Raw genomic sequence first — 12766 nt, 5'->3', positions numbered from 1 at the left:
AAGCGGGGGAAGTCACAACGTCGTGGGGTGAAGCGTTGCGGAGGAGGCGAACGGCTTCGTGGGGTGAAGTCATGCCAGGGCTCCTGAGGTGGCGAAGAGGGTCGAGGCGGCCGGGTCGAACGGGCAGCCGCCGTGGGTCAGGTGCGCGATGTACTCGTCGCGGAAGAACTTGATCGAGCTCTGGATCGGCGCGGCAGCGCCGTCGGCGAGCGCGCAGAACGACCGTCCCGCGATGTTGTCGCACTGGTCCAGCAGCAGGTCCAGGTCGGACTCCGAGCCGACGCCCTGCTCCAGCCTGGACAGCACCTGCACCAGCCACCAGGTGCCCTCGCGGCACGGCGTGCACTTGCCGCACGACTCGTGCTTGTAGAACTCGGTCCAGCGCAGGGTGGCGCGGACGACGCAGGTGGTCTCGTCGAAGATCTGCAGCGCGCGGGTGCCGAGCATCGAGCCCACGCCCGCGACGCCCTCGAAGTCGAGGGGCACGTCGAGGTGCTCGTCGGTGAGCAGCGGGGTGGAGGAGCCCCCGGGGGTCCAGAACTTCAGCTGGTGCCCGTCGCGGATGCCGCCGGCCAGGTCGATCAGCTCGCGCAAGGTGATGCCGAGCGGCGCCTCGAACTGGCCGGGGTTGGCGACGTGACCCGACAGCGAGAAGATGCCGTAGCCCTTGGACTTCTCGGTGCCCATCGAGGCGAACCACTCGTGGCCGTGCTCGATGATGCTGGGCACCGAGGCGATCGACTCGACGTTGTTGATCACCGTCGGGCTGGCGTAGAGGCCGGCCACGGCCGGGAACGGCGGCCGGAGGCGAGGCTGCCCGCGGCGGCCCTCGAGGCCCTCGAGCAGCGCCGTCTCCTCGCCGCAGATGTAGGCCCCGGCGCCGGCGTGCACGATCACGTCGAGGTCGTAGCCCGAACCGTGGATGTCCTGGCCGAGGTGGCCGGCGGCGTAGGCCTCGGCCACCGCCGCCTGCACCCGTCGGATCACGTGGAGCACCTCGCCGCGGATGTAGATGAAGGCCTTGTTGGCGCGGATCGCGAACGAGCTGATGATCACTCCCTCCACGAGCACGTGGGGGTTGGCCATCATCAGCGGGATGTCCTTGCAGGTGCCAGGCTCCGACTCGTCGGCGTTGACCACGAGGTACTTCGGCTTGGGGTTGTCCTGCGGGATGAACGACCACTTCATGCCGGTCGGGAAGCCCGCGCCTCCACGACCGCGAAGCCCGGACTCCTTGACCGCCTCGACGATCGCGCCCGGCTCCATGCCGAGTGCCTTCCTGAGGGCGCCGTAGCCGCCGCGGCTCTCGTAGGCCGGGAGGGTCCAGGCGCGCTCGGTGTCCCAGCTGTCGGTGAGGACGGGGGTGAGGGTGTCGGTCACTTGCCCTCCTCCGCTTCGCTGGTCGAGGAAGGCGCGCCAGCGCCTGTCTCGAGACCCGGTGAGTCAGGAGCCTTCCAGTCGTTCTCGCGCGCGAGCCGCAGGCCCACCAGCGAGGCCGGACCGGCGGCCGGGCCTTCGTCGACCAGACCGTCGGGGTACCCGGCGAGCACCCGCTCCGCCTGGCGCCAGGTGACGATGCGCGGGCCACGGGTGGAGCGGACCTCGTTGCCCGAACGCAGGTCATCGACGAGCTGGGTCGCCGACTCCGGCGTCTGGTTGTCCATGAACTCCCAGTTGACCATCATCACCGGCGCGTAGTCGCAGGCCGCGTTGCACTCGATGTGCTCGAGGGTGATCTTGCCGTCGGGCGTGGTCTCGTCGTTGCCCACGTCGAGGTGGTCCTTGAGTCGCGAGAAGATCGCGTCGCCGCCCATCACCGCGCACAGCGTGTTGGTGCAGACCCCGACGTGGTAGTCGCCGACCGGGCGGCGCTTGTACATCGTGTAGAAGGTCGCCACGCCGCTGACGTCGGCGGCACTGATCCCGAGGATGTCGGCGCACGCCTCGATGCCCTCCGGCGTGATCCGGCCGTGAGCCGACTGCACCAGGTGGAGCATCGGCAGCAGTCCCGACCGTGGCTCCGGGTAGCGCGCCGCGATCTGCTCCAGCTCGGCGTAGGTCTTGTCGTCGACCTGGGTCACCGGTCAACCCCTCCCATGACTGGGTCGATGCTGGCGATGGCCACGATCACGTCGGCGATCTGCCCACCCTCGCTCATCACGCTGGTGGCCTGCAGGTTGGTGAACGACGGGTCGCGGAAGTGAGCGCGGAACGGTCGCGTGCCGCCGTCGGAGACGACGTGGGCGCCGAGCTCGCCGCGCGGCGACTCGACCGGCACGTAGGCCTGGCCCGCCGGCACCCGGAAGCCCTCGGTCACCAGCTTGAAGTGGTGGATCAGCGCCTCCATCGACTCGCCCATGATGTGGCGGATGTGGTCGAGGGAGTTGCCCATGCCATCGCTACCGATCGCCAGCTGCGACGGCCAGGCGATCTTCTTGTCGGCGACCATCACCGGCGCGCCCTCGAGGTTGCGCAGCCGAGCAGCCGCCTGCTCGACGATGCGCAGCGACTCCCACATCTCGTTGAGGCGCACCCGGAACCGCCCGTAGGAGTCGCAGGTGTCCCACGTCTGCACGTCGAACTCGTAGTCCTCGTAGCCGGAGTAGGGCTGGGTCTTGCGGAGGTCCCACGCGTAGCCGGTCGAGCGGAGCACCGGTCCCGACATGCCGAGCGCCAGGCAGCCCTCGAGGTCGAGGTGGCCGACGCCCTCGAGGCGGCCCTTGAAGATCGGGTTGGCGTTGCAGAGCGCGGCGTACTCGGGCAGCCGCTTCTTCATCAAGGCGATGAAGTCCTTGATCTGGTCGAGCGCGCCGGGGGGCAGGTCCTGTGCCACACCGCCGGGACGGATGAACGCGTGGTTCATCCGCAGGCCGGTGATCAGCTCGAACAGGTCGAGCACCAGCTCGCGCTCGCGGAAGCCGATCGTCATCACCGTCAGCGCGCCGATCTCCATGCCGCCGGTGGCGATGCAGACCAGGTGGGAGGAGATGCGGTTGAGCTCCATGAGGAGGACCCGCATGACCTGGGCCTTCTCGGGGATGTCATCTGTGATGCCCAGGAGCCGCTCGACCCCGAAGACGTAGGTCATCTCGTTGTAGAAGGGGCTCAGGTAGTCCATGCGGGTGCAGAAGGTGACGCCCTGCACCCAGGAGCGGTACTCCATGTTCTTCTCGATGCCCGTGTGGAGATAGCCGATGCCGCAGCGGGCCTCGGTGACCGTCTCCCCCTCGATCTCGAGGATGAGCCGGAGCACGCCGTGGGTCGAGGGGTGCTGCGGACCCATGTTGACGACGACCCGCTCCTCGCCGATCTCGTCGCCCAGTCCGTCAGCCAGACCCTGGGTGATGGAGTCCCAGTCCTGGCCCGTGACGGTGAAGACCCTGCCCTCGTTGGTCTCGGCACCGGGCCCGGCGTAGACGTCGCTGGTCATGAGTAAGACCTCCGCTCGTCAGGCGGCGGGATGGTGCCGCCCTTGTACTCGACGGGGATGCCCCCGAGTGGGTAGTCCTTGCGCTGCGGGTGGCCCGGCCAGTCGTCGGGCATCAGGATCCGGGTCAGCGCCGGGTGGCCGTCGAAGACGATGCCGAACATGTCGAACGTCTCGCGCTCGTGCCAGTCGTTGGTCGGGTAGGTGTCGACGATGCTGGGGATGTGGGGGTCGGCGTCGGGGGCGGTGACCTCGACGCGGATCCGGCGGTTGTAGGTCATCGACAGCAGGTGGTAGACCGCGTGCAGCTCGCGGCCGGAGTCGCCGGGGTAGTGCACGCCGCTGACGCCCGAGCAGAACTCGAAGCGCAGAGCCGGGTCGTCGCGCAGGGTGCGGGCCACCACCGGGAGGTCCTCGCGCCGCACGTGGAAGGTGATCTCGCCACGGTCGATCACGACGCGGTCGAGCGGGATGGTCGACTCGAGCGCGTCGGCCACCTCGTCGTACCAGCCGCCGAAGGGCCGCTGGGCGGCGCCGGGGAGTACGACGGGCGCCACCAGGCCGCCGTACCCGCTGGTGTCGCCTGAGTCGCCAGCGCCGAACATGCCACGGCGCAGCCCGACCGCCTGCTCGACCTGCGCGTCATCACGGACGATGTCGGTGGAGGGGTCCTGCGTGTTGTCGCTCACCGCAGCAGGCCTTTCAGGTCGCTGGTCGGCAGGGCCTTGAGAGCGCTGGCCTCCTGGGCCTCGATCTCCTTGCGGCGGTTGGGACCGAGCTTGGCGTGCTGGACCTGGTCGTGGAGCTTGAGGATCGCGTCGATGAGCATCTCGGGACGCGGCGGGCAACCGGGGAGGTACATGTCGACCGGGACGACGTGGTCGACGCCCTGCACGATCGCGTAGTTGTTGAACATGCCGCCGGAGCTCGCGCACACGCCCATCGCCAGCACCCACTTGGGCTCGGCCATCTGGTCGTAGATCTGGCGCAGCACCGGAGCCATCTTCTGGCTGACCCGGCCGGCCACGATCATCAGGTCGGCCTGGCGCGGGCTGGCCCGGAACACCTCCATGCCGAAGCGGGCCAGGTCGTACTTGGGACCACCGCTGGTCATCATCTCGATCGCGCAGCACGCCAGGCCGAAGGTCGCCGGCCAGAACGACGCCTTGCGCATGTAGCCCGCGACGCCTTCGACGGTCGTCAGCAGCACGCCGCTGGGCAGCTTCTCCTCAAGACCCATCAGTCAGCTCAATCCCACTCGAGGCCGCCGCGGCGCCATACGTACACGTAGGCGACGAACACGGTGGCGATGAAGATGACCATCTCGACCAGCCCGAAGAACGCCATCGCGTCGAAGCGCACGGCCCAGGGGTAGAGGAAGACGATCTCGATGTCGAAGACGATGAAGAGCATCGCGGTGATGAAGTACTTGACCGGGAACCGGCCGCCTCCCACGGGCTGGGGCGTGGGCTCGATGCCGCATTCGTAGGAGTCGAGCTTGGCCCGGTTGTAGCGCTTGGGTCCCGTCAGGCTGCTGACCACCACCGAGAAGACCGCGAATCCGGTCGCCAGGAGGGCCAACGCCAAGACCGGCGTGTACAGCTCCATGCCGTGTGCGTCCTTCCAGCCTCGTTCGGCTCCGCTCCGGCTGTGATCCTGGTCACGAGATTGTGCCCTTGTGAACAGGTTCACGAGCGAAGCCGCGGCACAGTCTAGGACTCACCGCGACCCCTCCGAAACCCGGGGTTCGGCAGGTCGAGACGCCGCCTACCTGGTTCCGGCGAAGGCGCGGTGCAGCGCGACGATGCCGCCGGAAAGGTTCTTCCACTGCGTACGACGCCAGCCGGCGTCGGTGATCACGGCCGCGAGGCCGGCCTGGTCGGGCCACGCGCGGATCGACTCGGCGAGGTAGACGTAGGCGTCGGGCGAGGACGAGACGCCGCGGGCGATGGTGGGCAGCGCCTTCATCAGGTACTCGAGGTAGGCGGTGCGCAACGGGGGCCACGTCGGGTGGCTGAACTCGCAGACGACCAGACGCCCTCCGGGCTTGGTCACCCGGAGCATCTCGCGCAGCCCGGCGCCGGGGTCGACGACGTTGCGCAGCCCGAAGGAGATGGTGACCGCGTCGAAGGTGTCATCGCCGAACGGGAGCCGCGTGGCGTCACCGGCGGTGAACAGCAGCTGCGGACGCGCACGCTTGCCGACAGCCAGCATGCCCAGGGAGAAGTCGCACGGCACGACCAACGCACCCGCCTCGGCGAACGGCACGCTCGATGTGCCGGTGCCGGCCGCGAGGTCGAGCACCCGCTCCCCCGGTCTCGCACCGACTGCGTCGAGAACTGCCTTGCGCCACCGGCGGTCCTGACCCATCGAGAGCACGTCGTTGGTCACGTCGTAGCGCCGGGCCACCGCGTCGAACATCCGCTGGACGTCGGACGGCTGCTTGTCCAGGTCGGCACGCGTCACCGGACGAGCGTATTGCGGCCCAGGACACAGCAACCAAATGCCGGGGTTCTGCGTCTTCTGCACACAGACTCAAAGGCGTCGGGCGCTTCCCCAACGACATGGCCCCGTACTGCCCGACAAAGAAAGGCAACACCCATGACCCCGACGCGCTCCCGGGCTCGCGTCTTCGCGATCTCAGTCGTCAGCACGCTCCTCCTCGCCGCCACCGCGTACGGCGTCGGTGTGGCAGTCGCGAACTCCACCTCCGCCGGTCCCGAGCTCGGGCCGCGCATCGCGCGGCCCGCCGGCCAGGCTCCGGACGACAACACCGGCAAGCCGACCCCGCAGTCGCCCAGCCCCTCGACGGACCCCGAGCCCGGACCCGTCGAGCCCGCCGTCGACGAGCCCACCCTGCCGTGGATCGTGCTGCGCCCCGGCGACAAGGGCGAGCAGGTGCGCGAGCTCCAGCAGCGGCTCTACCAGCTCGAGTGGCTGCCCGAGGTCACCACCGGTGTCTACGACGCCGCCACCAAGCAGGCCGTCACCGGCTTCCAGGTCAAGCGCCACCTCAAGGGCACGGGCGTGCTCGACCGCGTCACCTGGCGGCGACTGCAGGCCCGCACCGAGACGCCGACGCACGATGCGAAGTACAACGTCTTCCACCCCGGTCCGGCGATCCTCCAGGCCGGCGACAGCGGCGACGACGTGCGCGATGCTCAAGCAAGGTTGAAGCAGATCGCCTGGATCTACGGCGACGTCACGGGCACCTACGACAAGGGCACTGTCGAGGCGGTGCGCGGCTTCCAGGGCAAGCGGCAGATCCCTGTCACCGGTGTCATCGACGAGCGCACGCTCGACCGGCTGCACGCGATGACGGTGACGCCGTCCCACGAGGAGCTGTTCAACATCGAGCCCAAGCCTGGTGCCCTCGACCCGCGCTGCCGCACCGGACGCGTGCTCTGCATCGACAAGACCAGCCGCACCCTGCGCTGGGTCATCGAGGGCAAGGTCCAGCTCACGATGGACGCGCGCTTCGGCTCGACGCTCAACGACACCCCCACGCGCGAGGGCCTGTTCCACGTCTACTTCATGAACGCCGACCACGTGTCCAAGCTCTACGGCTCGTCCATGCCCTATGCGATGTTCTTCTCCGGCGGCCAGGCCGTGCACTACTCCTCGGACTTCGCGACCGTCGGCTACTACGGCGCCTCGCACGGGTGCGTCAACATCCGCGACTACGACGGCATCAAGTGGCTGTTCTCGCAGGTGCGCGTCGGCGACGCAGTGGTCGTCTACTGGTCCTAGCCACACCCGCGCTGCTGTGCGTCAGGCGGCCCACCCCTGCGAGGACACCTCCGCCAGACGGCTCGTCGCCAGGGTCGTGGTCGCCGGCATCGTGCCCGGCCACTGTGGGACACATGCGCACTCGTCGGAGCACGGCAGGTAGGTGTGCCGCGGGTGGGCACACCCGGGGCAGGGCATGTCGTGACTGAGGTGGGTCGAGCCCAGCTCGGCGGTGTCCCACATGGCTTCTCCTCGTGCGATGGACCGTGCTGATCCGGTCGATGTGGTCACCGTGCACCCGCCCGCTGAGGTGACGCCGAGGGCGAGCAAGCCACACCAGCACGGCCTCGCTCGCGCTGACTCGCCTCAGTTCCTCCTCAGTGCGAGGACGCACCGTTCGGTCCCACGAGCCGCCCACCCGGGCGGCAGATGATCCGGAGGAACGACATGGACCACACTCCCGCCACCACCCGCGCCGCCTCGCCCGCGGTCGCCGACCATGGCCACGAAGGGCGCACCCGCCGCAAGCGCCGGATCGTCCTGCGGGCCCTGGTGCCCGTGCTCATGGCACTCACGATGCTGTTCGGATCGGCCACCAGCGCATCGGCGGCGTACACCTACTCGCACACCGACACCTTCGCCCAATGGGACAGCACGGGCTCGAGGGTCTACATGAAGGGCGGGGTGAACTGGTACAAGGACGGATGGCTGACCCCGGTGTATCGAGGGGAGTACCGGAACCCGAGCTACGTCATCTTGAACACGACGGGCTGCCTGTGGGTGAAGGTGACCTGGAACACGCTCACCGGCACCGCTTCGTGGCCTCCCTCCGCGAGCAGCAACGCCGTCTCGGACGGCTACTACCGGGCTTGCGGGCCCAGGGGGACCTACGTCTACCTCAACGGCATCGCCTACGCCTCGCACGCTCTGTACGGGTCGAAGGTCTGCATCGGCTACTCGTACTACGCGACGTACACCCTGCGCCGCTACGACAGCTGCCACAGCATGCACAACTGACCGCGCGGTCGTCGACGCCCCTGTCGGGGGGAGGGGCGTCGACGCACGCGCCGGCGATGCGGGACGCCGCAGGCCGTCCGAGTACGGTGTGAGCGTGTCGAGCACGCCCCTTGTCGACCCGGCGCTCACTGCCCGCACTGTCGCTCTCGACCTGCCGGTCACCGATCTGCTCGACCTGCTGCCGCTGGACTCCCCGGTCGCCTGGCTGCGCCGCGGTGAGGGAATGGTCGCGTGGGGCGTCGCCGCCGAGCTGCGCAGCCGCGGAACGACACGCTTCGCCGATGCGAACAAGTGGTGGGACGAGACCACCAGCCGAGCGATCGTCCACGACGAGGTCGGCGAGCCCGGCACCGGCCTGGTCTGCTTCGGCACGTTCGCGTTCGCCGACGAGCCCGGCGAGTCCGTGCTCGTGGTCCCGGAGGTCGTCGTCGGTCGGCGCGGCGGCGTGACCTGGGTGACGACCATCGGCGCCGGCACCCTGACGGCGCCGACGGTCCGGGTGGCCGAGCCGCCGGCCCCGCCGGTCGACGTGGCCTTCGCCGACGGGGCTCTCGACAGCGAGCGCTGGATGGGCGTGGTCGCCGACGCCGTCGCGCGCATCAACGCGGGCGACCTCGAGAAGGTCGTCTTGGCTCGCGACCTGGTCGCGACTGCCGACGCACCCGTCGACGTACGTTGGCCGCTGCACCGCTTGGCCGATGACTACCCGATGTGCTGGACCTTCCACGTCGACGGGCTGTTCGGCGCGACGCCCGAGATGCTCGTCCGCCGTGAGCGCGGCCTGGTCACCTCGCGCGTCCTCGCCGGCACCATCCGACGCACGGGCGACGACACTGCCGACCTGGCTCTTGCCGCCACCTTGGCCCGCTCCTCGAAGGACCTCGAGGAGCACGAGTACGCCGTACGGTCGGTCGCCGAGGCGCTCGAGCCCCACTGCTCTTCGATGAACGTGCCGGAGGCGCCGTTCGTCCTGCACCTGCCCAACGTGATGCACCTGGCCACCGACGTCGCCGGTGTCGTCCACGACGCAGCAACGGTCTCCTCGCTCGAGCTGGCGGCCTCGCTGCACCCGAGCGCAGCAGTGGGCGGCACTCCGACGGCGGTCGCCACGCGGCTGATCTCCGAGATCGAGAACATGGACCGAGGCCGCTACGCCGGCCCGGTCGGCTGGATGGACGCCAACGGCGACGGCGAATGGGCACTGGCCCTGCGCTCCGCCGAGGTGCGGGGCTCGACCGTGCGGCTGTTCGCCGGCTGCGGCATCGTCGCCGACTCCGACCCCGAGGCCGAGCTGGCCGAGGCGCAGGCGAAGTTCCTGCCGGTGCGCGACGCGCTCACCGACTGAACGGGAAGGCTGACTCCATCTCGGCGAGCTACTTCGAGTGCGGGGCCACGTCCTCCCCGCTGTGAGCCGTCTGGGCAGTCAGACGAGATCGGCGCCGTCGGGCACCCGGGCGTAGGCCTGGGTGTCCGGCAGCAGCCGGCTCAGATGTCCGTCGACGATGCCGAGGCCGGCCTCGGAGTAGACCCGGTCATGGATGGCCAGGTTGCGTGGTGCGCCGACCAGTCGTGCGAAGTCGACGGCCTCGGAGACCTTCATCCACGGCGCCGACACCACCACGCAGAGCAGGTCGACGGGCTCTCCCGGCGGGGTGAGCGCGTCGCCGGGATGGAACACCTTCTGGTCGCCCGATGGGGTGGCCAGCGTGACGACGTACCCGCTGTTGTCGAACCGTGGCAGGTCGGGATGGATCACGGCGTGCTGCTCACCGACAGCTCGCACCGGCAGTCCGGCGGCCTCGAAGGTCTGCTCCGGGGACACCACGGTGAGCTGCTCGGCGACCTCGGGTGAGTCCTCGCGGATCCGCTGGGCGACCGCGTCGATGGTGAACACCGGCGCCGAGGCCCGCACCAGGTGGGCCGGGTGATAGTGGTCGGGGTGCTCGTGGGTGACCAGCACGGCGTCGGCGCCGTCGACCGCCTCCGGCTGGGTGAAGCCACCGGGGTCGATGACCAGCGTGTGGCCGTCGTGCTCGATCCGGATGCAGGAGTGGCCGAACTTCGTGATCCGCATGCTCCCCAAACTAGGCCGTCGCGGCTTGACCGACGACGCCGAGCACGCGGGCGACCTCCTCGGCGGCCTCGCCCAGTCGATGCCCCAGCGGCAGCGCTGCTCCGCCGACGCGGCTCTGATGGCCGCCGCCCACGAACACCTTCAGGTCCGGCCGCGCGGCGATCAGCGCTGCAACGGTGTCGCGCACGGCGGGGACGTCGTCGGAGGAGGGTACGCCGACCACCACCGCCGCCGGTCGCTGGTCGGTGGCCGTCACCACCCAGGTCTCGGCCGGCAGGTCGCTGCCGACGTAGAGCACGGCCAGCCCCGCCCTGCGCAGCGCCACCGCGAACGCCAGCACGCCGAGCTCGTGTCGAGAGCCGCGCGCGAGTCCGACGACCACGCGCGGCCCGTCGGGGTTGGTCGGCGCCGCGTCGTAGGCGGCCGCCAGTCGTCGCTGCACGGCGGCGCTGACGAAGTGCTCACCGGCGACCGTCACCTTGCCGCGGTGCCAGGCCGAGCCCAACGAGATCAGGGCCGGCATCAGCCAGGTGTCGACGACGTGCTCGAAGTCGTCGCGCTCGAACATCTCCGCGAGCACGGTCTCGAGGGCGTGTGCGTCGAAGTCGGTGGCCATGGCGACGAGCACAGCGACGTCGCCCGCCGGGTCATCGACGGCGACGGGGACCTCGTCGCCGGTCGGCGGGCTGGCAAGCGGCCCTGCCGTCGTACCGGATCGCACCTGCTCTGCCGCCAGTCGAGGTGGCCAACCGGCCTCCACGAGAGCGCGCATCGCCGAGAGACGACTGATGGCGGCGTCGTCGTAGAGCCGGTAGCCGCCCTCGGTGCGTACGGGCGCGACAACGCCGTAGCGGCGTTCCCACATCCGGAGGGTGTCGGGCGGGATGCCGGTCATCGCGGCGGCGTGCTTGACCGAGTACACGGGCGACAGCGTACGCCCATACCTTCGACAAAGACTGGACAAATCTCAATGGGCGAGGCAGACTCCTCAACGTAGGACAAACCTTGGACACTCTGTCCAGCCACCTTGACCAGGAGTTGATCGCCATGCAGCACACGACCACCCGCATCGGACTCGGCATCGCGGCCTTCGGCCTCGCAGCCGCGGGAGCCGTCGTCACCGCGCAGCCGGCCTCAGCCGCACCGGACACTGCCTGCCAGCGAGCCGGCCTCAAGGTGCTCAAGGACGCCGGGCTGCTCCCGACCGTTGCCAGCAGCGGCCTCCCCATCAGCCTCGCTGTCTCGGTCGGCGTCGTCCCCCGCGAGGGCACCGACGTCAGCGCGTTGCCCGACCCGCTGCCGCTCAGCGTCGTCCTCGCCGACCACCGGGCCGGGGACAACAGCCTGTTCCTCTACCCCTGGTGCTGAGCGCCGACTGAACTCCGCCGGGGACCGGTCAAGGCCCGACGCGGTCCCCGGCGGGCTTACGGATTGGCGCTGACCGCCTCACGTTCACCACAATCCACCCGTGCTCGAGGTGGTCATCGCCGGTCTCGTCACCGGCTGGGCCATCGCCATCCCGATCGGCGCCGTCGGGGCGCTGCTCGTCGCCCTGACCGCCCGCACCTCGATACGCACGGGCTCGGCTGCTGCGCTCGGCGTAGCGACCGTCGACGGTGCGTATGCCGCAGTGGCGGTGGTCGGCGGCGCGGCGCTGTCGACCAGGCTCGAGCCGTACGCCGGGTGGCTGCGCGCCGCGTCTGCCCTGGTGCTGCTCGGCATCGCCGTGCTCACGGTGTGGATGGGCCGACGCAGCAGCGGCCGCAGCTCTGCGGCCCCTGCCTCGGCCCGCGACCTGCTGCCGTGGCAGGCGTTCCTGGCGTTCGTGGCCCTCACGGCCGTCAACCCGACCACGGTCGTCTACTTCGCCGCCGTCGTGATCGGCAACCCGCACCTGGCCGATGGCTGGGCCCAGGGCATCGTGTTCGTACTGGCCGCCTTCGTCGCCAGTGCCTCGTGGCAGCTGGCCCTCGCAGGCCTCGGCGCCGTCTTGGGCCGCCAGGTGACCAGCAAGCGCGGCCGGGTCGTCACCGCCTGGGTCTCGGGCGTGGTCATCGCTGCTCTCGCGGTACGTACGCTCCTGGGGTGACGGCGGGACGTCATACGAAGTGGTCGCTATGGCGACCAGAACGTATGACGTCCTGGGTCTCGGCGCACAGGCCCGGCACAGTCAGGACGGCTAGTGTCCGACGCATGGGTTTCATGGACAGGGCCAAGGAGGCCGTGGACGACCTCCGGGCGAGCTTCGCCACCAACGAGGTGCGCGACTCCGAGCAGGCCTACCGCGACCTGGGCATGCTCGCCTACCTGACGACGACCGGACGGCCGATCGACGATGCCGACCGGCAGCGACTGGTCAACACGATCTGGGCGGTCGAGCAGCAGGGCAAGCTCCCACCGTTCCGCCTGGTGACGCCCTCGCCCACACCGCCGCCACCACACGGCTCCGCCCCCACTCCATCTCAGCAGCAGCCTCCGCCCGGCTGACCCCGCGCGCGTGCTTGTAACGCGGGGTCAGC

16 protein-coding genes are annotated in these 12766 nt (G+C 69.7%); 6 read left to right on the top strand and 10 right to left on the bottom strand.

The annotated features are described in order from the left end of the window. Positions 1-69: 69 nt before the first annotated feature. The 7 genes from nuoF to ISU10_RS10795 all read right to left on the bottom strand — a co-directional run bounded on the left by nuoF (position 70) and on the right by ISU10_RS10795 (position 5893). A complete protein-coding gene (gene nuoF, locus ISU10_RS10825; RefSeq protein WP_194696402.1) occupies positions 70-1380 on the bottom strand; it encodes an NADH-quinone oxidoreductase subunit NuoF in 1311 nt (436 codons plus the stop codon). Next, complete coding sequence (nuoE, locus tag ISU10_RS10820; RefSeq protein WP_194696401.1) at positions 1377-2081, bottom strand: NADH-quinone oxidoreductase subunit NuoE; 705 nt, start codon at positions 2079-2081, stop codon at positions 1377-1379. Before nuoE ends, nuoF begins: the two co-directional genes overlap by 4 nt. Beyond that, positions 2078-3430, bottom strand: coding sequence for an NADH-quinone oxidoreductase subunit D (locus ISU10_RS10815; RefSeq protein ID WP_194696400.1), 1353 nt, complete (start codon positions 3428-3430; stop codon positions 2078-2080). Before ISU10_RS10815 ends, nuoE begins: the two co-directional genes overlap by 4 nt. Continuing rightward, positions 3427-4116 carry an NADH-quinone oxidoreductase subunit C gene (locus ISU10_RS10810; protein WP_194696399.1) on the bottom strand — a complete coding sequence of 230 codons (690 nt, stop codon included), beginning with the start codon at positions 4114-4116 and terminating at the stop codon, positions 3427-3429. Before ISU10_RS10810 ends, ISU10_RS10815 begins: the two co-directional genes overlap by 4 nt. Next, a complete protein-coding gene (locus tag ISU10_RS10805) occupies positions 4113-4667 on the bottom strand; it encodes a NuoB/complex I 20 kDa subunit family protein (RefSeq protein ID WP_194696398.1) in 555 nt (184 codons plus the stop codon). The genes ISU10_RS10810 and ISU10_RS10805 overlap by 4 nt, the downstream gene beginning before the upstream one ends. A gap of 8 nt (positions 4668-4675) precedes the next feature. After that, complete coding sequence (locus tag ISU10_RS10800) at positions 4676-5035, bottom strand: NADH-quinone oxidoreductase subunit A (RefSeq protein ID WP_194696397.1); 360 nt, start codon at positions 5033-5035, stop codon at positions 4676-4678. A gap of 159 nt (positions 5036-5194) precedes the next feature. Then, positions 5195-5893 (bottom strand): demethylmenaquinone methyltransferase, encoded by a 699-nt coding sequence (locus ISU10_RS10795; RefSeq protein WP_194696396.1) that lies wholly within the window; start codon positions 5891-5893, stop codon positions 5195-5197. Positions 5894-6028: 135 nt separating this feature from the next. Here ISU10_RS10795 and ISU10_RS10790 point away from each other — a divergent pair, with 135 nt between their 5' ends. After that, entirely contained in the window at positions 6029-7177 is a 1149-nt protein-coding gene (locus tag ISU10_RS10790; RefSeq protein WP_228500472.1) for a L,D-transpeptidase family protein, read from the top strand. Positions 7178-7198: 21 nt separating this feature from the next. Here the strand turns inward: ISU10_RS10790 and ISU10_RS10785 are convergent, their stop codons facing one another. Further along, the gene (locus ISU10_RS10785; RefSeq protein WP_194696395.1) at positions 7199-7399 is read right to left on the bottom strand and encodes a hypothetical protein; all 201 of its coding nucleotides are present in this window, start codon (positions 7397-7399) and stop codon (positions 7199-7201) included. Between the two features lie 204 nt (positions 7400-7603). On the opposite strand from ISU10_RS10785, the gene ISU10_RS10780 reads away from it, so the two are divergent. Together ISU10_RS10780 and ISU10_RS10775 are read left to right on the top strand one after the other, a co-directional pair. Continuing rightward, entirely contained in the window at positions 7604-8173 is a 570-nt protein-coding gene (locus tag ISU10_RS10780) for a hypothetical protein (RefSeq protein ID WP_194696394.1), read from the top strand. 94 nt (positions 8174-8267) lie between these two features. Then, complete coding sequence (locus tag ISU10_RS10775) at positions 8268-9518, top strand: isochorismate synthase (RefSeq protein WP_370865146.1); 1251 nt, start codon at positions 8268-8270, stop codon at positions 9516-9518. A 78-nt stretch (positions 9519-9596) separates the two neighbouring features. On the opposite strand, the gene ISU10_RS10770 is transcribed toward ISU10_RS10775, so the two are convergent. Together ISU10_RS10770 and ISU10_RS10765 are read right to left on the bottom strand one after the other, a co-directional pair. Further along, positions 9597-10247: an MBL fold metallo-hydrolase gene (locus ISU10_RS10770; RefSeq protein WP_194696393.1), complete on the bottom strand. Its 651-nt coding sequence runs from the start codon at positions 10245-10247 to the stop codon at positions 9597-9599. Positions 10248-10257: 10 nt separating this feature from the next. Then, positions 10258-11169, bottom strand: coding sequence for a MerR family transcriptional regulator (locus ISU10_RS10765; RefSeq protein WP_194696392.1), 912 nt, complete (start codon positions 11167-11169; stop codon positions 10258-10260). 125 nt (positions 11170-11294) lie between these two features. On the opposite strand from ISU10_RS10765, the gene ISU10_RS10760 reads away from it, so the two are divergent. The 3 genes from ISU10_RS10760 to ISU10_RS10750 all read left to right on the top strand — a co-directional run bounded on the left by ISU10_RS10760 (position 11295) and on the right by ISU10_RS10750 (position 12734). Beyond that, entirely contained in the window at positions 11295-11615 is a 321-nt protein-coding gene (locus tag ISU10_RS10760; RefSeq protein ID WP_194696391.1) for a hypothetical protein, read from the top strand. 100 nt (positions 11616-11715) lie between these two features. Next, positions 11716-12336 (top strand): LysE family transporter, encoded by a 621-nt coding sequence (locus tag ISU10_RS10755; RefSeq protein ID WP_194696390.1) that lies wholly within the window; start codon positions 11716-11718, stop codon positions 12334-12336. A 104-nt stretch (positions 12337-12440) separates the two neighbouring features. Then, positions 12441-12734, top strand: a complete 294-nt coding sequence (locus ISU10_RS10750) for a hypothetical protein (protein WP_194696389.1) — start codon at positions 12441-12443, stop codon at positions 12732-12734. The last annotated feature ends 32 nt before the right edge of the window (positions 12735-12766 follow it).

Source organism: Nocardioides agariphilus, from assembly GCF_015352445.1.
GTDB classification, from domain to species: domain Bacteria; phylum Actinomycetota; class Actinomycetes; order Propionibacteriales; family Nocardioidaceae; genus Nocardioides; species Nocardioides agariphilus.
The sequence above is the reverse complement of the archived record's forward strand: the minus strand, read 5'-3'. Positions and strand labels throughout refer to the sequence as shown.

What these genes read in the sequence shown, in the direction of transcription:
- ISU10_RS10815 (WP_194696400.1), bottom strand. Translation starts at nt 3,430, where the DNA reads ATGACCAGCGACGTCTACGCCGGGCCCGGTGCCGAGACCAACGAGGGC.
- ISU10_RS10805 (WP_194696398.1), bottom strand. Translation starts at nt 4,667, where the DNA reads ATGGGTCTTGAGGAGAAGCTGCCCAGCGGCGTGCTGCTGACGACCGTC.
- ISU10_RS10800 (WP_194696397.1), bottom strand. Translation starts at nt 5,035, where the DNA reads ATGGAGCTGTACACGCCGGTCTTGGCGTTGGCCCTCCTGGCGACCGGA.
- ISU10_RS10790 (WP_228500472.1), top strand. Translation starts at nt 6,029, where the DNA reads ATGACCCCGACGCGCTCCCGGGCTCGCGTCTTCGCGATCTCAGTCGTC.
- ISU10_RS10785 (WP_194696395.1), bottom strand. Translation starts at nt 7,399, where the DNA reads ATGTGGGACACCGCCGAGCTGGGCTCGACCCACCTCAGTCACGACATG.
- ISU10_RS10780 (WP_194696394.1), top strand. Translation starts at nt 7,604, where the DNA reads ATGGACCACACTCCCGCCACCACCCGCGCCGCCTCGCCCGCGGTCGCC.
- ISU10_RS10770 (WP_194696393.1), bottom strand. Translation starts at nt 10,247, where the DNA reads ATGCGGATCACGAAGTTCGGCCACTCCTGCATCCGGATCGAGCACGAC.
- ISU10_RS10760 (WP_194696391.1), top strand. Translation starts at nt 11,295, where the DNA reads ATGCAGCACACGACCACCCGCATCGGACTCGGCATCGCGGCCTTCGGC.
- ISU10_RS10750 (WP_194696389.1), top strand. Translation starts at nt 12,441, where the DNA reads ATGGGTTTCATGGACAGGGCCAAGGAGGCCGTGGACGACCTCCGGGCG.